We start from the raw sequence: 18,361 nt of genomic DNA, 5'->3' as shown, positions 1-18,361 counted from the left end.
TGTCAGCATGGGGTAGGGCATTTCACGGCCGCCTGAGCCTTGCGCAGCATCACGCGAACATGGGCGGGAGCATGGGCGCGAGCCTTGGACATCACCCGAGCCTGGCCACGAGCCTGGCCGCGAGCCTGGCGCTGGCATGGGCTCTGCGGGGCTATTTTTTCATGTCCGCGATGAGGTCGGTGAGACTGTGCGCCTGGAGCGCCAGATCGCTGACGGCCCGTGCCGCGTCGGTCATGGCCTGGGCTGTCTGCTGCACCACTTCGTTGACCGAGGTGATGGAGCGGTTGATTTCCTCGCTGGCGGCGGACTGCTGTTCGCTGGCGGCGGCAATGGCATTGACCTGATCTGCCGTGGCTTCAACCGTGGTGACAATTTCGCCGAGGGCCTGGCCGGACTGGCTGGCGAATTGCGTGGCCTGCTCCACCTGCTCCGACGCGCTTTCCACGGCGGTGAGGCTCTTGGTCGCGCTTTCCTGAATGGCAGTGATGGCATTGCCCACATCATGGGTGGAAGCCATGGTTTTTTCCGCCAGTTTGCGAACCTCGTCGGCCACAACGGCGAAGCCGCGTCCGGCGTCTCCGGCGCGGGCCGCCTCGATGGCCGCGTTAAGGGCCAGCAGGTTTGTCTGGTCGGCAATGTCGGAAATGACGTTCATGATCTTGCTGATGGCCTGGGCCTGGTCGTTGAGCTGGCCCATATTTTCCGTGAGGCGGCGCGAAACCTCGTGCACCTGCCCTATGCTGTACACGGACTGCTCCACAATATGCGCTCCGGCAATGGCCCTTTCGCGCGTGTCGCGCGAAGCGGCGGAAGCCTCGGAAGCGTTGCGGGCCACGCTTTGCACCGTGGCGTTCATCTCGTTCATGGCGGTGGCGGCATCGGTCAGGCGGCTGGCTGCATCCAGCGCGCCCTTGTCGGACTGCTCGATCTGGGCCGCAAGCTGGGTCGAGGCCGTGCTGACTACATGGGCCACCTGTTCCAGTTTGTCGGCGGCCACAAGCATGGCGTCAGTCTTGGCCTGCGCGTTTTTGCCAGCCTGCTCGGCCTTGCCCTGGGCCGCTCTGGCCTCTGCGGCCGCCGCATCGGCCTGACGGCTCTTTTCCGCAGCCTGGCCGATGAGCCGCTTGAGATTGCCGACCATGTCGCGCAGGGCCTGCTCCAGCACAGCCACTTCATCCTTGCCCGTGGGCGCGATGTGTACATCAAGATCGCCAGCGGCCACAGCCCGGGCCTGGCCGGTGATGCTGCCCAGAGGCCGGGTGATGGATGTCACCAGATGGTAGGAAAGGGGAATCACAAGAAGCAGCAGGATGGCCAGAAAGCCGCCGCCATAGGTGGTAAGCGTTTCTGTGAGCAGCGCGTGCATGGTGTTGTGCAGTTTGATTTCGTCCCTGTCCACATTGTCGATGTAGACGCCGGTTCCTATCCAGTACGGCGTGCCCTGGACGTTTTCGGCATAGCCGAGCTTGAACACGTCACCTGCGCCAGGCTTGGGAAAGACAAAATCCACAAAACCCCCGCCCTTGGCCGATGCCTTGCTCAGTTCCGTCACATAGTGCACGCCCTGCTTGTCGGCCGTGCCGGACAGGTCCTTGCCGATGATCTGCTTTTGCGTGGGGTGGGCTACGCAGACGGTGCCCTCATAGACATAAAAATAGCCTGAAGCATCGTCCTCAAAGCGGGATTTTTCCACATAATCGGCAATGACGCGCAACTGCTCCTGCTGGGGCAGCCCCTTTGTCATGGCCGCCAGCCCCAGGGCAGAGGAGTGGGTCACATCCTTGATGCGCGCGCGCTGCGAGGCAAGCAGCTCATTTCTGGCCACAACGGTTCCTTCGCTGATGACGCTGCTGGTCATAAAGAAGGACAGAACAGCCATGGCTATGGTCATGGCTATCATAAGAATTACAAAAAACGTGATGCGCTGTGAAATGTTGATGGCTCTGAGCATGGCGATTCTCCGGGTCGGTCCGGGTGGACTTTCCGCCTGGCAGCCGTGTGAAAACAGCGGGTTCGGTGTTGCTGAGGGGGGCGCGAAAGAAAATCCTGGTCGCGCCGGACATGGGGCGTTATGCCGCAGTTTTGAGACAATCAGGCGTCAGGTCCGCATTGGGACCGTGCCGGAAGGTGGGCTGGGAAAGGGGAGGTAATGGCGCTTGCCTGATAACGGCCGGATGGGCTGTGAGCAAGCAGCGTACAGCGCGGCCGGGCAGGGTAGCCACAGCCACGTGAGCGTGGGATTGAGGTTCTGGTTCATGGCATTACAAAAAAAGAACAGTCCATGCCTGCACGCGTGCAGCACTTCGCCAGCCTACCTGAAAAGCAGACACGGCGACGCATGGCATTCTTTTGAAGCCGCTCGACTCGGCCTCAGAATACATTTAACCGGAAATGTTTACTGTTTTTACTCCTCGTTTCGTATTTCCGCAATAAGAGATGTCAGGGTGCCGGTTTGCAGCCTCAGTTCGCCAACGGCCCGTGAAGCTTCGCTCATGGCCAGAGCCGTCTGCTGCACGGCCTCGTTGACCGTGGAGATGCTGCGGTTGATTTCGTCGCTGGCAACTGACTGCTGCTCGCTGGCTGCGGCAATGGCATTGACCTGATCCGCCGCTCCTTCAACAGTGGTGACAATCTCTCCCAGGGCCTGGCCGGACTGGTTGGCGAATTCCGTGGCCTTGTTCACCTGGGCGGCCGCGGTGCCCATGGCAGCCATGCTTGTGGCCGTGCTCTCCTGGATGGCCCTGATGGCATTGCCCACATCATGCGTTGAAATCATGGTTTTTTCGGCCAGCTTGCGCACCTCGTCGGCCACAACCGCAAAACCGCGCCCGGCGTCTCCGGCCCGTGCCGCCTCGATGGCGGCATTGAGGGCCAGCAGGTTGGTCTGATCCGCAATGTCGGAAATGACGTTCATGATCTTGCTGATGGCCTGGGCCTGGTCATTGAGCTGCCCCATATTTTCCGTGAGTCGCAACGAGACCTCATGCACCTGGCTTATGCTGTGCACGGCCTGTTCCACTATGCTGGCTCCCGCCACGGCCTTTTCGCGCGTATCAAGCGATGCCGCTGACGCCTGGGCGGCGTTGCGAGCCACATTGTGCACGGTGGCGTTCATCTGGTTCATGGCGCTGGCGGCCTCGGCCAGCCGCCGGGCCGAGGCGACCGCCCCCTTGTCGGACTGCTCGATGCGCGCAGAAAGCTGGGTGGAGGCGGCGCTCACGGCCTCGGCAACCCGCTCGAGCTTTTGGGCTGTGGCAAGCATTGCCGCTGTTTTCTTTTTTGCGTTTTCTTCCGAGGCTTCCGCCTTGGTCAGGGCTTCCGCCGCCATGCGCGACTGCTCCACGGCCTTTTCCGATTCACGGCGTGCCCGTTCTATGTGCTTTTGCAGGGCCTTCACCATGGCGACGATGTCGGCGTAGACGCCGCGCCGTGACGTGTCGTTGTCCATACTGTAATCGCCTCCGGCCACCCGCCGGGCGATAAGGGCCAACTGGCTGGGATCCTTGCCAAGTTGCCTGCTGAGGGAACGCGTGAGATTCATACAGATGCCCGCCGCGCAAATGATGGCGATAGCGGCCAGAATCAGGGATGTGGCGCGCGCCTGTTCGCCTATGGCCGAGGCATCGGCCGCGGCCTGCTGGCTGCCGCTGACGTTGCGTTTGACCAGTTCGGCGCAGGCGTCGGCCATTTTGTCGAAAAGGGGACGGTACTTGCTGTCAAAAGTGGATGCCGCCAGGCCGCGCCGACCATTGAGCATGTTTTTGATCATCCCTTCGCGCACTTCGGCGGCCTCGGTAGACATGGCGTCAAGGCGTTCCATGAGTTCCTTGTCCGTGCTGCCAAGACCTGCGGGCAGGGTCTGCATGAGCGTGAGAAATGCGTCGTGGTTTTCCTGCATGATTTGCAGGGACTGCTGGATTCTTGCCTCATACTTGCGGATTTCGTCCGCGTAGTTTTGCGACATGATGGCGGCGAGGTCAGCCCGAACGGCATTGAGCTGGATGTTCATGCCCTGAACGGCGATGACCGCTGGCAGCCACGTGCTGTCGATTTCACGCACCCGTGCGTTCATTGCGTCGAGGTTTTTGAGGCCAACGCCCGAAAGAACAAGAAGTATGGCGATGACAGACAGGAATGACAGCGTAAGTTTGACGCCCAACTTCATTGGCTCTCCTTCACGATGGCCGGTGTACGATGCGTGGGCTCGCGCCCTGCATCTGACAAAAAAAGCCCGACAGACCAGACTGCGGGCTACTTGGCCATTCCGTCATGACACGGAATGTGGGGGGATGCCTTCCGCTGGAGTCCTGTCCTGACTGATTAAGGCCGGACAGGGCGCAGATAGAGAGGGCGGGCATTGTGCCCCGCCTCTGTATACTTAGCTGTGATCAATGTGTTTTTTGTAGCAGCCTCCACAGTATTCCGCAACTGGGGAAACGGCAAAACACCCTAAAAAATTGAGAAAAAGCGCAGGATACTAAAGAAGCCCCATACGGCCTTTGGGGCTTTATGGGGCTGCATGCAATGCTTTTGTGGCGGAGGGGGAGGGATTTGAACCCCCGGAAGGCTCACACCTTCAACGGTTTTCAAGACCGCCGCGATCAACCGCTCTGCCACCCCTCCGCAGGGTGCGCGCGACTAAACACGCTCCAAGAGCTGATATCTATAAGGTATTAACGGAAAAAACACAAATGGATTTCTTACAGCTACAAGGATAGCATTCCAGCAGTAATTTGCGAAAATTCAAAGAATTTTGCTCAGTGGCTTCAAATCGGTTCCACCGGCGTTGAAAACCTCCGAGTCTTCAAAACTGTTATGGGCGAGCATCTATATTAAATGTTTGGATAAAGTTTGTATGTGGCAATAGTTATTTAATAAAAATCCATTTGAAAGCCGCTGAACGTGTGAACCTTTCGGGGCAGCCCCCTGGTGCTATTTTTCTTTCTCATCTTTTCTTTGTCAAATCTGCAATTGCAGCTTGTAGGACATGCCACGATATTCGTGCGGTATGCTTATCAGGATTGAATTTTTGCGTTGCCTGGGCGCGGGGATGAATATAGTTTCGAAAATCCCGCAAGCTATGCCCATGTTTTTTAATATCAAGACCAATGAAGCCTAACTCATGAGACGCATCAATAAGCGAAGCAAGATTCCATTCTTGGAATGGCAAAACACAGTTTTCCTTTTTTGGGGCTGACTTCGCGGAATTAAATTGCTTAGGATTTGCACATGCAATATCAAGAAGTAGCCCCTCTAAGGTACTACCGCACAAGAAGATAGTCGCTAGTGGAGCAATATGGATTGACTTTTGTATTTCTTGAATTCGTTGTTCAATAACATCTAACAAGCAAGGGTCTTGAATGATATTACGTAACCCTATTTGGGGGAACGTCTTTTCCAAAAAATTATCTTCTGATGAACTTTCAGCAGTTGAAGTAGATTTTTCAAGTAAGCGATTAATTATTTTTTCAACTTTTATTTTATCTTCTGAATGTACAGTGTCAATTGTACATGCATATTCAAGCAGAGCGTGAAGGATTCGTCCAACTAAAAAATCAGGCTCTATTTCCCAGAAAGCTCTGAGACGTTTCATCTTTGATTGGCCATTAAATTTATATTTGGGGTCATCAATGTTTACACGGTGCTCACGAAAAAAAGCTGAATATGTGTTGTCCGTGAAGTCAAGTACATAGCCACCGCGGTTAAATATTTTTTCAACTATAGATTTTTCATGCATTTTTAGTGTAGACATTTTGTTCTTCGACTCCTCCGCAAATTGCTTTTTTCTCGTCTACGGATTCCCACCATGCCGCCTCCTACAAAACATTTATTGCGTTGAAACGGAATTCAAAAAAGCTATCAAGAGAAGCCCCTGCGCCTACCGGATCTGCCCATTCAAAATCACCGAGATTCCACTCTGGAGCTGGTTGCTTCACGCGCAAGGAGGGCGGCAGGATATTACATATTTCGCCGTACAAATCCTGTGCCTTGTTAAGTAATAAAAGTCTTGTTTCTGAATTGAAATCGGTCAGTTTAAGTAGGTTGGTTGGCATGTAGGCTGTATTTGAAGCAGAACTGTACAGTCCGTAAAGCTTTTCCGGTGCCTCGCCGATTATTTCAAACTCCTCATCTCTCCTATTTTTATAGTCTTTATGGTCTGCAAGATGGGCGAGGGAGTATCCCTCTGGCCCAAAGTTTTGAAAAACTTTGCCTCGAAAAAGGAATGACCAAAGATGCTTGGGGAAAGAATTGTCATCCAGGCGCAGGGCATCTGAAACCTGAAAATTATCTTGCGCTATTTGCTTGCGATAATAGGCGATCTCTTTGCTGCCTGTGTAGCGACGGATGCCGGGAAAGGCGCAACTTGATTTTTCCCAAAGGTAAAAATCTGGGTCAATACCACGGCTGATAAGTTTTTTGCGCCAAGCAAACCGATTTTTTTCATTGTTTTCAACAATTGCGCCTACAATATCTGGATGTAAAAAACGGACGTAGGGCGTGACCATCTTGACCATTTTTAAGGCCGTATCCGATGAGGGGATTTCCCATATGGGCCAATCACCAGTAGCTTTCTTGCGCGTTTGTGGCTGTGGGGGCATGACAAGCTCTGCAAGTGGCTGCACGGATTCGGTGCCCAAGAATTCTTGATATAAGCGAATTGCGGAACGGAGCGTTGCCGTCCCGTTGTATATGTCGCCGTCTATGGGAATGACATGCCGGGGAGGATGACTTTGGTGTTGATCTTCTTTGCTGTAGGAGAGCTTGCCCAAAAGAGCGGAAAACTGGTCTCGCTTGAACAAGGCGTCAAGAGGGCCTTCATGCTTTTCCACTGTCATGCAGTTTGACACTCTGCTTCCGGCTGTGGATGCTTTGTACCCTTTTACCTGACAAAGCCAGACTCGAAATTCTTCCTGCCGCATATTTGCTCCTTGCTTTACATTCACTGGAGCAAATTTGGAATAAAAGTCAACTCAGCATGGAGAAACGTCCAATTAGCACGTGAGAATTTAAGCTGATTGGGCTGTTTTTAATGAATTTGTTTTTTACGTTCTTGGTGCTTCTTTTGTGACTCCCCGCTTTTCAAGATCGCCGCGATCAACCGCTTTGCTTCTTTTCGCAGGGCCTCACGCAAAGGCGGCGCGGATTGTCCCGCTGTTGTAAACAGGCAGGTGCTTGGGGTTGCGACTCTGACGGCCCCACGAAAAACAACGACGCGCTCTCCCCGGAGGGTGAGCGCGCCGCAAAAACTAAATTACGTCAAATTTATTTGATGGCGTCTTTCAGTCCCTTACCGGGCGTGAATTTGGCAACCTTGCTGGCCGGAATGGTGATTTCCTTGCCGGTGCGGGGGTTGCGACCCTTGCGGGCGGCACGTTCCACAACTTTGAAGCTGCCGAAGCCGGTAAAGGTCACGGATTCGCCAGAGGCCAGGGCTTCACGCAGGGAGGCCACTACAGCGTCAAGGGCTTCTTCGGCTTTAGCCTTGGTGGGAAGGCCGGCTTTGGCATGGATTTTTTCAACAAGCTCAGCTTTAGTCATGATGCTTCTCCATAAAGGATTTCGGTTTGTTCCCTGATTGATGCCTTACTGGGCCATACGCAAAGGTATGTCCATAAGGCGTTGGCCCGACGGGCCGATCTCGCATGGGATTGCTACGGATATGCCAACCCGGCATAGCCGCGCCATGGGGGATTCTGAACATTGACGTTTATTGCGCCGTCAGACTGTTGTCTCATTACGTTAGCGCTGTTTTTCTGTCAACGAAAAAGCGTGAAATGCGCGCCGTTCAAGCTTTTTGGCTCACGGTACCAAAAAAAAACCGATTTGGCGAGGCTGCTCGTCCGCGTATGATTACTGATAGTCTAATGAAATATTTGAAAATAAGAATTCCAATCTATAAATCTATCAGGGTTACTTCGCCCTCTGTCATTTCTCGGCCAAGAAACAAGCTGCCAGTGCGGATAAACCGGGACACATGGTCTGTGGTCAGAAAATGGCTTTCACCCTGGCGCTTGTCAGTGGCGTCGCTGGCGAAAGCTGGCCTGTCCGGATGCAACAGATGCAGCTTGCCAAGCTCTTGCGCCACAAATTCCGCTGTGGTGGCGGCGGAGTCCACAATGTGCACGTCCGGCCCCACGACCTGACGCAATGCGTCCTGAAGCAGGGGGTAGTGCGTGCAGCCGAGCACCAGGGTGTCGGGCAGAAGCGCGGCGTCATTGGCGGTTGTATTCTCCGGCGCATCAAAAAGCCCTTCAAGGTAGCGGCGGATGATGCCTTCCACCAGGGGGCCGTTCATCCAGCCCTCTTCAGCCAGCGAGACAAAAAGATTGCATGCGCGCGTCAGCACCACGGCATCGGGCCGGATGCGCGCAATGGCCTGCTGGTAAGCGCCGCCGTTGATGGTGGCCTCTGTGGCCAGCACCACGATGCGTCCGTTGCGGCTGGCCTCTGCCGCTGCCTGTGATCCTGGTTCCACCACGCCCAGAACGGGCAGAGGGGCAAAATGCTCGCGCAGGGCGGGCAGGGCAGCGGCTGTAGCCGTGTTGCAGGCGACCACCAGCATTTTTACGCCCATGTCCACCAGCTTTTGCGCGGCGCTGAGCGTATAGCGGATGATGGTTTCGCGGCCTTTTGTGCCGTAGGGCAACCGGGCCGTATCGCCAAGATAGAGCAGATCTTCGCCGGGCAAGCGCCTGGCCAGAGCCTTGAAAACGGTAAGGCCGCCCATGCCGGAATCGAAAAGTCCAATGGGCAGCCGGGAATTCGAATTCATGCCGTATCCTTTGAATGGGCCGCCCCAGACAAAGGCAGGCGACCGTTAGAAACCTTGGCCCAAATACCGTATGGCTGTAAAGAGCAAAATGGCCGCCAGAAGGCACTTCAGCAAAGTGGCGGGCATGTATTTCTGGCAGCATGCGCCAAGATACATGCCGCACATGCCGCCCAGCCCCACCAGCAGACCCATGCGCCAGTCGGGCGCGACGGCCATGTCCGGATAAAAGGGGGCCAGCAAAAAGTAAAAGCTCACCCCTGCCACTGATGTAAGAAAGGTGGCAAAAAGTGTTGCTCCGGCCACGGCATAAACCGGAAGCGCAAAAAAGGAAACCAGAAAAGGAGCCATGATGGCGCCGCCGCCTATGCCGTAGATTCCGCCCACAAGGCCGACAGCAAGGCTGAGCAGGGCCAGTTTGCGGGTAGAGACGCTGTGTTTTTTTTCCTGAAAAACAAAAACAAGAGTACGGGTGTTCCACTCCAGTACGGAACAGCAGTCAGCAGCCGATGGACGACCTGCGGCGCGTAATGCTGCCGATCCGCCTGCCCGCATGTTTTCTGTCTTGTTGCGCCGGGTCTTCCAGGTGGTAAGGGCCATGCGCCCGCCGACATACAGCAGTACCAGCCCTGCAAATATCTTGAATTTTGCCGGATCCGGCAACCAGTTGATGCGGATGAGCGCCCCGATAAAAACCCCCGGCAGGGTTCCGGCGGCCACGGTGAGGGTCAATGGCCAGACAAGCCTGCCCTCACGCCAGTAGCGCCAGACGCCGGGCGGACAGGCCAGCACGTTGAAAAACTGGTTGGTGGCGCTGACGCTGGGGTTCACATACCCAAGCACGCTCATATGAAAAGGGAGCAAAAGAAACGCGCCCGAGATGCCGCCCATGGACGTAAAAAAAGAGATGCCCAGGGCCACGCCAAAGGGCAGCAGCGGACTGCACTCAATGCCCGCAGTGGGAAAATACATGGCGACTCCCGGGTTTTGTCAAAATAAAAATATAAAAAGTTTTAAAGAACAGTGTAATAGCCATAGTGTTCTTCACGGTTTTTATAATAAGCGTGATTTTAATTCTTGTCACTAGGGCAGGTGGGCGTAATGAAAGTTTTGGGGGGAGGGGGCGTGGGGGAGGAGACCCTTTTGCAAAAGGGTTCCTCCCCCACAAAGCAGTGCAACGCGATCTCCGCCGCCAGGGTCGGCGGCGGCGCGTTGCCTGTCGTCCTGCAAAAATGTATGCTTGCGCCTTCTTCGCGCACAAGGCAGTCGGGGCTTTGGCCTGGGCTGCGCAACACAGTAAGGAAGCACCATGCTGGCCATTCTGGATTACAAGGCGGGCAATCAGACGAGCGTGCGCCGCGCTCTGGAACATCTCGGCATACCCTGCGCCATAACTGCGGACCCCGCAACGCTTGAAAGCGCCGGGGGGGTTATCTTTCCTGGCGTGGGGGCTGCGGGGCAGGCCATGGGCGCGCTGGCGGAATCCGGCATGGACGAAGCCCTGCGGCAGGTTGTGCGCAGGGGCCAGCCCCTGCTCGGCATATGCCTTGGCTGTCAGATATTGCTGCAACGCAGTGAAGAGAACGACACCACAACCCTTGGCATCGTGCCCGGCATCTGCCGCCGCTTTGAAGACGGGATGCTGCAGGAGGACGGCACCCCTGCGCCCGTGCCCCACATGGGCTGGAACAGTCTTGAGGCCGTAGCGCCCTGCGCTCTGCTTGAAGGCATAGAGCCCATGGCGGAATATTACTTTGTGCACAGCTATTATGTGGAACCCGATCCTTCGCTTGTGCTGGCTACCACCACCTACGGGCGCACCTTTTGCTCGCTTTACGGGCGCGAGGGACTCTGGGCCGCCCAGTTTCACCCGGAAAAAAGCGGACGGCCCGGCCTGAATCTGCTGCGCAATTATCACAAATACTGCCAGAATTCGCGGGAGGCGCGTCATGCTCAGTAAGCGGGTCATTCCCTGTCTGGACGTGCGTAATGGCCGTCTGACCAAGGGCGTCAAGTTTGTGGGCAACGAAGACATCGGCGATCCTGTGGAAAGCGCGCGTCGGTATTATGAAGAAGGCGCGGACGAAATCGTTTTTTACGACATCACGGCTTCGGCCGAGGCGCGGGGCATTTTTCTGGATGTGGTGGAGCGCGTCGCGGAACAGATTTTCATTCCCTTTGCCGTGGGTGGCGGTATTTCCAGCGTGGCCGACATGCGCGCCGTGCTGCTGGCCGGGGCGGAAAAGGTCTCCATAAATTCGGCAGCGGTCAAGGATCCCCGCCTCATCAGTCAGGGGGCCGACGCCTTTGGCTCGCAGGCCATAACGGTGGGCATGGATGTGCTGGCCGTGCCCGTGAGCGCCGAGATTCCGTCCGGCTATGAAATTGTCATCCACGGCGGGCGCAAGCGCATGGGGCTGGACGCCATTGCCTGGGCGTGCCGCTGTCAGGAACTGGGCGCTGGCGAACTGTGCGTCAATTCCATTGACGCGGACGGCACCAAGGACGGCTATGAACTCAAACTGACCCGCGCCATTGTGGATGCCGTGTCTCTGCCCGTCATAGCCTCGGGCGGGGCGGGCGAACCGCGCCACATGCTGGAAGCCGTGACCACGGGCGGGGCTTCGGCGGCCCTCATTGCCTCCATTGTACACTATGGGCAGTACAGCATCCGCGAGTGCAAGGAATACATGGCCGCGCACGGGGCCAAGATGCGCCTGACCTGGTAAGGGCGGGCAGCGGGAACGGGTTTTTGGACGGGGGCCTGTGCGGCCCCCTCGACGCATGTATGGCGTTTTTGATCTGCATGCCGCCTGTTTTCCCCCCCCTCCCCCTCCAGAAGCGCCGGAGCAGTGTCGGAGAAGTGCCAGAGAAGAGCCAGAGGAGCGCCACTACCATATGACCCACAAGCACCACGCCACAAACGCCCCTGGCGGGGCAGCCGTCAGCACGGTGAAAAACGCCCCGGCAACCGGGCTCACGGACGCGGCCCAGGTTCTGCCCCAGGTTCTGGCGCGGCGGCTGCGGGCCATGCCGCCACTGGTGGTGGCCTTTTCCGGCGGCATTGACAGCCGCTTTCTCAGTCACGCGGCCTTGCTGAGCGGTTGCGACGTGCTGGCCGTGCATGTGCGCGGCCCGCATATTCCGGCTGGCGAAAGCGCCCATGCGCTCGCCTGGGCCAGGAGGCGCGGCCTGCCCCTGCTTGTGGTGGATTTCGACCCCCTGTCCCTGCCCGAAGTGGCCACCAACAGCCACCAGCGCTGCTACGCCTGTAAAATTGGCCTGCTGTCGGCCATCGGAAAGGCTTTGGCGCAGGCCGGTCAGCAGGGGCGCGTTCTTTGTGACGGCAGCAACGCCGACGACCTCGTGGCGTATCGGCCCGGTCTGCGCGCCTTGCAGGAGGCGGACGTAATGTCGCCCCTTGCGGAATCGGGCATGGACAAGGCCGCCATCCGCGCGGCGGCGCGGGCCACAGGGCTGGATGATCCCGAGCAGCGTGCGCGGCCCTGCCTGCTTACCCGGCTGGCCTACGGTCTTGCACCGGATGCGGACGTGCTGGCGCGACTGGCCGCTGCCGAAGAAGCGCTGTCAGGGCTGGCAGATCTGGAAGCGCCGCGTTTTTCTGAAAAGGCCCCCACCGCCGCGGCATGCTCGACATGCGCGCCAGGTGCGGCACATGGAGAAAGCGTCGCGGGCCACGGGGCTGACGCTGAAAAAACTGTTTCGCCCTTGGGCGATCTGCGCCTGCGGCTTACGCCAGCCCCTGTGCTTCAGGTGGAAGCGCTGCCCCCGGAGCTTGCGGGCCGGGTGCAGGAGATTCTTGTCCAGCACGGATTTACGGGCTGTGAACTGTGTGTGGGGCAGAGCATCAGCGGGTATTTTGACCGGGAGGCCCTTTCTTTGGAATGAGCGCCAGCCACCATTGCTTTTGGCCGTGTCAGGCGTGGCGCGGGCCATAAGGCGGTGCGCGGCCTGTTTTTTTTCTGTCCCGCCGCGTTGCCCGAAAGGGAAAAATTTGGCGTCTCCTTGTGCAAAAGCGCGCCCGCCGCGCATTCCGGCCATATGGGGCTGGACTTTGCAAAAGAAAGGGCCTATGAATACCGACTTATATCAATGGGGCTCACCCCGGAGGGAAACATGGCTCACAAAAAGATCGAACGTAAGAAAGAACTGGCCCGTCGCCGTCATCGTCGCGCTCAGCGCCTGAAGCAGCGCGTGCGTGAAGCCAAGGCTGCTGCCTAGGCTCAGGTTTTTGATGAGGCCCGCAGGGCCGTGTCGCTTGGAGCATTTTCGTGGTGAATCTGCTCTGGCGGCCGCGTGAGCAGGCGCTCGCCGTGAAGGCGCGGGCGCGGTTCATCCGCGCTGGCAAGCGTCAGAACTGGCGTGTCGTACCCTTTGGGAATGCAGGTTCTCAAGGGTGCTCTGCCCAAGAGGGGGCTGCATCGGCAGCAGCCCTCTTGTGTCATGTGCAAGTTTGAGCAGGTTGCGCGCGTGAATTGCGCATGCATTTCCGGTCGCCGGAGGGGGCTTGTACTCCCCGACGTGGCGGGCCTGGGCATTTGACGGGCGGCACAGGCGCAAGCCTGTGGCGCGCGGTCGTAACAAAAACAGTGTTTAGCCGTCTTTTAGCGTAATCATGCCTATTTACGAATATCAATGTCCCCAGTGTCAGCACCGCTTTGAGGAATGGGTAAAAAGCCCCTCCGCCCAGGGCGAGGAGCCTTGCCCCAAATGTGGCACGGCCTCGCCGCGCATCATGTCGCAGACCTCTTTTGTCCTCAAGGGCGGCGGCTGGTATGTTGACGATTATGGCTACCGCAAGGGCATAAAGGACGAAGGCGCACCTTCTGCGTCTTCCACCTCATCTGAAGGGTCTTCGCCGTCCGGCGCGGGGGAGGCTTCATCTGCGCCGGCAGGCGGCGGCGAGAAGACCGGCGGCAGCGCCGCGTCCTCCCCGTCAAATGCGCCTGCTGCCGCTCCTGTACCCACGCCAGCCCCCACGCCAGCCCCTACAACCGTGGCCCCCAAGGCCAGCGCCGCCAAACCGGCTCCATGAGGCAGTCATGATCGAACGCTACTCCCGCCCCGAAATGAGCAATATCTGGACGCTGCAGAACCGCTATCAGGCCTGGCTTGACGTTGAAGTGGCCGTGTGCCGGGCCTGGAGCGAAATGGGCCGCATCCCGGCCGAGGCCGTGGAAAACATCAGCGCCAAGGCGTCCATCGACGTTGACCGCATTCTTGAAATTGAAGAAGTGACCCGGCACGACGTCATTGCCTTTCTGACCTCCCTTGAGGAAAAGGTGGGGCCAGACGCCCGGTACATCCATCTTGGCTGCACTTCGTCCGATATTGTGGATACGGCCAATGCCCTTTTGCTGGTGCAGGCGGGCGAGCTTATCCTCAAGGACATACGCGCGCTTTTGCAAAGCATTGAAACCCTGGCCCGCCGTCACAAGGGGCAGCTGTGCATGGGGCGCACCCACGGCATCCATGCCGAGCCCACCAGCTTCGGCCTCAAGATGGCCGGGTTTTACGCCGAATTTTCACGCCATCTGGAGCGGGTGCAGGCCGGGCTCGAAAGCGTGCGCGTCGGCAAAATCTCCGGCGCGGTGGGCACCTACGCCTTTCTGTCGCCCGAACTGGAGCAGCGCGCCCTGATCCATCTGGGCCTTGGGGTTGACCCGCACTCCACCCAGATCATCCAGCGCGACCGCTACGCGCACTTCTTTACCTCGCTGGCCATTCTTGGCGGCGGCATTGAGCGCCTTTGCGTTGAACTGCGCCATTTGCAGCGCACCGAAGTGCTGGAAGTGGAAGAGGGCTTTGCCAAGGGGCAAAAAGGCTCTTCGGCCATGCCACACAAAAAGAATCCCATTTCCGCCGAGAACATGACCGGGCTTTCAAGGCTGTTGCGCTCCAACGCCCTGGCCTCCCTCGAAAACCAGGCCCTCTGGCATGAGCGCGACATCAGCCACTCTTCGGTGGAGCGCGTGATCATGCCCGATTCCACCATCCTGGCGGACTATATTCTCACCCGCCTTACCCGCCTTCTGGACGGGCTGGTGGTCAAGCCCGAGCGCATGCTCGAAAATATGGATCGTTCTTTTGGCCTGTATTTTTCGCAGCGTGTGCTCACGGCCCTTATCGCCACCGGCATGCCGCGCCAGCAGGCCTATGAGGCCGTGCAGCGTCTTGCCATGCAAAGCTGGGAAACCCGCGTGGCCTTTCCCGAACTTGTGCGGGCCGACGCAGACATGCGCACCCGCCTCGGCGAGGCCGCACTTGATGAGCTTTTTGATCCCTCCTACTATCTGCAGCACGAGGACGAAATTTTCGCCCGTGTGTTCAACAGCAAACCCGTATTGAGCTAGTCGAGGTCATGATGCGCGCCGGTCAAGAACAGATGATGGAACTCAAGCGCCGTCTGGCGCGGCTGCTGGTGGAAAAATCTTATCGCGAAGGCGATTTTGTGCTGGCTTCGGGCCGCCGAAGCGACTATTATTTTGACTGTCGTGTCACGGCATTGCATGCCGAAGGCTCCTGGCTTATCGGCAGCCTGTTCAACGACATGCTCAAAGGCCTTGATATCAAGGGCGTGGGCGGCATGACCCTTGGGGCGGACCCGCTGGTTTCCGCCACAACAGTCATTTCACACGAACAGGGCCGGCCTCTGCATGGACTCTTGGTGCGCAAGGAGGCCAAAGGCCACGGCACCGGACAGTATGTTGAGGGACTTGGTAATTTTAACGCTGGCGACCATGTCGCCATGCTTGAAGATGTGGTCACCACGGGCGGTTCGCTGCTCAACGCCTGCCACAGGGTAACCGACGCGGGGCTGAATATCGTCGCCGTGTGCACAATCCTGGACAGGGAAGAAGGTGGCCGCGAAAAGCTCCGTGAGGCGGGATATGAACTGCTTGCCCTCTTCACCCGCGCCGAACTGGTGGCCCTTGCTCGCTGAGCCTGCCAGCCCTGTGGGCTGGGGCGCGGTCAGACGGACTGCGTTCCGGCATTTGCGCATAGTTTCTGTTTTTGCCATGCGCGGGCTTATGGGCTTCATGACGGCGCTTTTGTGCGCCCTGGCCCCACTTTCCGCATACTCTGCGGAATGGCAGCCCTCGTTGTACAACGAGGGCCTGCCGTCGCATCTGGTGGCTGTGGACAAGAACCGCCAGACCTTCATGTTTTTCGAAAAAAAAAGCCCCTTCAAACTCCGCTACACTTACCCCTGCACCACTGGCCAGCTGCCCGGCGACAAGCAGTCCCTCAATGACCTGCGCACCCCGGAAGGCATCTATTTTGTCGAATACAAGATTGCCAGCGGTCTGGACTTCAAGGAATACGGCGGCATAGCCTATACGCTCAACTATCCCAATCCCGTGGACAAGCTGCGCGGCAAAACCGGGCACGGCATCTGGATTCACAGCAAGGGGCTGGGCATCGAACCCCTTTCCACGCGCGGCTGCGTCGCCATCGGCCTCAAGGAAATTGACGAGGTGGGGCCGAACCTTGTGCCGGGAACGGCAGTGGTGCTGGCTGAAAAGCTGGACGAAACCACCATGCTGCAGTCCGACAGCGGCACTGCCCGTGAACTGCGCCGCCTCATGCAGGCCTGGAGCAACGCCTGGGCCGCGCGCTCGGATAAAATGTTCGAGTTCTATGACGCCGAGTCCTATACCAAGGCCATGTCCGAAAGTTTTGCCGCTTTCAGGCTCAACAAGGAACGGCTGTTCAAAATCCTCAGTTTTGTCAAGATTTACAACCGCAAGATACATGTGCTCGAAGGGCCGGGGTACTGGGTTACCTGGTCAGAGCAGCTCTATGCTGCGTCCAACCTTTCCTCCGAGGGCATCCGCCGCCTGTACTGGCAGCGCGGCAAGGACAAGAAATTCCGTATCGTCGGCATGGAGTGGGCCCCGCGCGATCTCGGCATGCGCGCCGCGTACCAGCGTGGGCAGCTTGTGGCCGAGGCTCCCTTGCAGGTGGTCTCGGATGCTGACTCCGAAGCGCCACAGCCGCCGCGCCTTGATATGCCCGAAGCCGCCAGCGACATGACGGCCGAGGCCGCCACCCAGGCCGTCGCCGATAACGGCAAAGTGCACGACAAGGCCGCGCCGGAAAAAACCGCGTCGGACACGCCAGCCTCCGAGGCCGTCCCCGGCAAATCTGTGGCTTTGAGCGATCCCCTTGTGCCGCGCCGTTCGACAACGCCGCCTCCTGCGGAAGTCAACTGGGGCGCACGCCCCGCCATGGAAGATTCCGCCAGATTGGCGGCTGAACAGCGCGCAGCCGAAGAACTGGCGCAGCGCCAGCAGGCTGAACAAGAACGGCTCGCGCAACAGGCCGCCGAGGCCCGCGCAGCCGCAGAAAAGGCCGCTGCTGAAAAACTTGCGGCTGAAAAATTCGCGGCTGACAAGCTCGCCGCCGAAAAACTTGCCGCCGAAAAAGCTGCTGCTGAAAAAGCCGCCCAGGAGGCGCAGGCCAAACTGCTTGCGCAACAGCAGGCCGCGGAAAAACTCGCTGCCGAAAAACTTGCGGCTGACAAGCTCGCGGCTGAAAAACAGGCAGCCGAACAGCTTGCAGCAGAACAGCAGGCTGCCGAAAAGCTGGCCGCTGAAAAACGTGCCGCCGAAAAGCTGGTCGCAACCCAGGAGCCTGCGCCCCAGGCCCTTGCCGCGCAGGATACAGGCCTGACGCCGCAGGTACAGGCGCAATTGCAGCAGGCAGTCAGCGGATGGGGCGCGGCCCTGGCCTCGCGTTCGCCCGCGCTCGCCGATTTTTATGACCATGCCCGTTACAACCGCGAACCCGGTACGCCCCGTGGCCTGTCGTACAACAGCACCTGGCGCGAGCTTGAGAAGCACCTTGGCGCGCCCTGGCTGCGCTATATCAGCCGCAAGCCCGTTTTCGAGGCGCACGGCAACCTTGTCACCAGCCGGTGCGAAGAACTTATTGCCAGCCCCGGCGGCATCAGCGAAGGCATCCGCACGCTCTGGTGGCGCAGGGGCAATGACGGCGACCTGCGCATCGTGGCCGCACAGTTCAAACCGCAGGACCTGGGCCTGGCTGCCGACTATCTTGACCAGGTCGGCGGCGCAGTGAGCGAAACCCTTGAGGGCTGGCGCAAAGCCTGGGAAGTGGGCAATCTGGACGATTATATGGCCTATTACGCCAGCAACGCCGTGCAGCAGGGCCGCTGGGGGGCCAAGAACATCCGCAACCAGAAAGAAGGACTGTGGGGGCGGGTCAAGCCCACTCAGGTGCAGCTTTCGGGCCTGCGGCTCGTTGTGGACAAGCAGGGCATCCGCGCCGACATGAGCCAGACCTATGCCGACAGTTCCGGGCACAGCGACCGGGGAACCAAGACATTGCTGCTCCAGTATGACGGCAAGCAGTGGCTCATTGTCCGTGAAGACTGGGCGCCCATGCCCGCCGCCACCGGCAACCCCACTGACATGGCGCAGGCCAGGGGAGCAGAGGAAAGCAGACCTTGAAGTACAAGGAAAGTCTCTCCATCATTTTTATGAGGGATAACGGCCCCCGGCGCAGTTTTCGCGTACGGCGGGGCCTTTTTTACACTGTTTTGTG

15 protein-coding genes and 1 tRNA gene are annotated in these 18,361 nt (G+C 58.3%); 7 read left to right on the top strand and 9 right to left on the bottom strand.

The features are described from left to right. Positions 1-151: 151 nt before the first annotated feature. The 8 genes from RBR41_RS08650 to RBR41_RS08615 all read right to left on the bottom strand — a co-directional run bounded on the left by RBR41_RS08650 (position 152) and on the right by RBR41_RS08615 (position 9,742). A complete protein-coding gene (locus RBR41_RS08650; protein WP_320352178.1) occupies positions 152-1,951 on the bottom strand; it encodes a methyl-accepting chemotaxis protein in 1,800 nt (599 codons plus the stop codon). 453 nt (positions 1,952-2,404) lie between these two features. Beyond that, on the bottom strand, positions 2,405-4,165 hold the full coding sequence (locus RBR41_RS08645; protein WP_320352177.1) for a methyl-accepting chemotaxis protein: 1,761 nt from the start codon (positions 4,163-4,165) through the stop codon (positions 2,405-2,407). Positions 4,166-4,533: 368 nt separating this feature from the next. Beyond that, positions 4,534-4,623 (bottom strand) — tRNA-Ser (locus tag RBR41_RS08640). 322 nt (positions 4,624-4,945) lie between these two features. Continuing rightward, positions 4,946-5,752, bottom strand: coding sequence for a hypothetical protein (locus tag RBR41_RS08635; protein ID WP_320352176.1), 807 nt, complete (start codon positions 5,750-5,752; stop codon positions 4,946-4,948). 64 nt (positions 5,753-5,816) lie between these two features. Then, on the bottom strand, positions 5,817-6,920 hold the full coding sequence (locus RBR41_RS08630; RefSeq protein ID WP_320352175.1) for a hypothetical protein: 1,104 nt from the start codon (positions 6,918-6,920) through the stop codon (positions 5,817-5,819). Between the two features lie 343 nt (positions 6,921-7,263). After that, the gene (locus RBR41_RS08625) at positions 7,264-7,539 is read right to left on the bottom strand and encodes an HU family DNA-binding protein (protein WP_022659096.1); all 276 of its coding nucleotides are present in this window, start codon (positions 7,537-7,539) and stop codon (positions 7,264-7,266) included. Positions 7,540-7,894: 355 nt separating this feature from the next. Then, a complete protein-coding gene (gene murI / locus RBR41_RS08620) occupies positions 7,895-8,773 on the bottom strand; it encodes a glutamate racemase (protein ID WP_320352174.1) in 879 nt (292 codons plus the stop codon). A 45-nt stretch (positions 8,774-8,818) separates the two neighbouring features. Beyond that, positions 8,819-9,742, bottom strand: a complete 924-nt coding sequence (locus RBR41_RS08615) for a sulfite exporter TauE/SafE family protein (RefSeq protein ID WP_320352173.1) — start codon at positions 9,740-9,742, stop codon at positions 8,819-8,821. 337 nt (positions 9,743-10,079) lie between these two features. Here RBR41_RS08615 and hisH point away from each other — a divergent pair, with 337 nt between their 5' ends. The 3 genes from hisH to RBR41_RS08600 all read left to right on the top strand — a co-directional run bounded on the left by hisH (position 10,080) and on the right by RBR41_RS08600 (position 12,679). After that, positions 10,080-10,730: an imidazole glycerol phosphate synthase subunit HisH gene (gene hisH / locus RBR41_RS08610; protein ID WP_320352172.1), complete on the top strand. Its 651-nt coding sequence runs from the start codon at positions 10,080-10,082 to the stop codon at positions 10,728-10,730. Next, on the top strand, positions 10,720-11,499 hold the full coding sequence (gene hisF, locus RBR41_RS08605; protein WP_320352171.1) for an imidazole glycerol phosphate synthase subunit HisF: 780 nt from the start codon (positions 10,720-10,722) through the stop codon (positions 11,497-11,499). The genes hisH and hisF overlap by 11 nt, the downstream gene beginning before the upstream one ends. A gap of 169 nt (positions 11,500-11,668) precedes the next feature. Next, the gene (locus RBR41_RS08600) at positions 11,669-12,679 is read left to right on the top strand and encodes a PP-loop family protein (RefSeq protein WP_320352170.1); all 1,011 of its coding nucleotides are present in this window, start codon (positions 11,669-11,671) and stop codon (positions 12,677-12,679) included. 335 nt (positions 12,680-13,014) lie between these two features. On the opposite strand, the gene RBR41_RS08595 is transcribed toward RBR41_RS08600, so the two are convergent. Continuing rightward, positions 13,015-13,185, bottom strand: coding sequence for a hypothetical protein (locus RBR41_RS08595; RefSeq protein ID WP_320352169.1), 171 nt, complete (start codon positions 13,183-13,185; stop codon positions 13,015-13,017). A 221-nt stretch (positions 13,186-13,406) separates the two neighbouring features. On the opposite strand from RBR41_RS08595, the gene RBR41_RS08590 reads away from it, so the two are divergent. Genes RBR41_RS08590 through RBR41_RS08575 form a run of 4 tightly spaced genes read left to right on the top strand, consistent with a single transcriptional unit; the run spans position 13,407 to position 18,267 of the window. After that, a complete protein-coding gene (locus RBR41_RS08590; protein WP_320352168.1) occupies positions 13,407-13,826 on the top strand; it encodes a zinc ribbon domain-containing protein in 420 nt (139 codons plus the stop codon). 7 nt (positions 13,827-13,833) lie between these two features. Further along, positions 13,834-15,144: an adenylosuccinate lyase gene (purB, locus tag RBR41_RS08585; protein ID WP_320352167.1), complete on the top strand. Its 1,311-nt coding sequence runs from the start codon at positions 13,834-13,836 to the stop codon at positions 15,142-15,144. Positions 15,145-15,176: 32 nt separating this feature from the next. Next, positions 15,177-15,734, top strand: a complete 558-nt coding sequence (gene pyrE, locus RBR41_RS08580) for an orotate phosphoribosyltransferase (protein WP_320352235.1) — start codon at positions 15,177-15,179, stop codon at positions 15,732-15,734. Further along, positions 15,682-18,267 carry a L,D-transpeptidase family protein gene (locus RBR41_RS08575; RefSeq protein WP_320352166.1) on the top strand — a complete coding sequence of 862 codons (2,586 nt, stop codon included), beginning with the start codon at positions 15,682-15,684 and terminating at the stop codon, positions 18,265-18,267. Before pyrE ends, RBR41_RS08575 begins: the two co-directional genes overlap by 53 nt. Positions 18,268-18,361 lie beyond the last annotated feature (94 nt).

The sequence above is a fragment of the Desulfovibrio sp. genome (genome assembly GCF_034006445.1).
Classification (GTDB): domain Bacteria; phylum Desulfobacterota; class Desulfovibrionia; order Desulfovibrionales; family Desulfovibrionaceae; genus Desulfovibrio.
This window is presented reverse-complemented; position numbering and strand designations above follow the sequence as displayed.

Excerpts from the sequence above, each read along its gene's own strand:
- RBR41_RS08650 (WP_320352178.1), bottom strand. The coding sequence starts at position 1,951 with ATGCTCAGAGCCATCAACATTTCACAGCGCATCACGTTTTTTGTAATT.
- RBR41_RS08645 (WP_320352177.1), bottom strand. The coding sequence starts at position 4,165 with ATGAAGTTGGGCGTCAAACTTACGCTGTCATTCCTGTCTGTCATCGCC.
- RBR41_RS08635 (WP_320352176.1), bottom strand. The coding sequence starts at position 5,752 with ATGTCTACACTAAAAATGCATGAAAAATCTATAGTTGAAAAAATATTT.
- RBR41_RS08630 (WP_320352175.1), bottom strand. The coding sequence starts at position 6,920 with ATGCGGCAGGAAGAATTTCGAGTCTGGCTTTGTCAGGTAAAAGGGTAC.
- RBR41_RS08625 (WP_022659096.1), bottom strand. The coding sequence starts at position 7,539 with ATGACTAAAGCTGAGCTTGTTGAAAAAATCCATGCCAAAGCCGGCCTT.
- murI (WP_320352174.1), bottom strand. The coding sequence starts at position 8,773 with ATGAATTCGAATTCCCGGCTGCCCATTGGACTTTTCGATTCCGGCATG.
- RBR41_RS08615 (WP_320352173.1), bottom strand. The coding sequence starts at position 9,742 with ATGTATTTTCCCACTGCGGGCATTGAGTGCAGTCCGCTGCTGCCCTTT.
- hisH (WP_320352172.1), top strand. The coding sequence starts at position 10,080 with ATGCTGGCCATTCTGGATTACAAGGCGGGCAATCAGACGAGCGTGCGC.
- hisF (WP_320352171.1), top strand. The coding sequence starts at position 10,720 with ATGCTCAGTAAGCGGGTCATTCCCTGTCTGGACGTGCGTAATGGCCGT.
- RBR41_RS08600 (WP_320352170.1), top strand. The coding sequence starts at position 11,669 with ATGACCCACAAGCACCACGCCACAAACGCCCCTGGCGGGGCAGCCGTC.
- RBR41_RS08590 (WP_320352168.1), top strand. The coding sequence starts at position 13,407 with ATGCCTATTTACGAATATCAATGTCCCCAGTGTCAGCACCGCTTTGAG.
- purB (WP_320352167.1), top strand. The coding sequence starts at position 13,834 with ATGATCGAACGCTACTCCCGCCCCGAAATGAGCAATATCTGGACGCTG.
- pyrE (WP_320352235.1), top strand. The coding sequence starts at position 15,177 with ATGATGGAACTCAAGCGCCGTCTGGCGCGGCTGCTGGTGGAAAAATCT.
- RBR41_RS08575 (WP_320352166.1), top strand. The coding sequence starts at position 15,682 with ATGAACTGCTTGCCCTCTTCACCCGCGCCGAACTGGTGGCCCTTGCTC.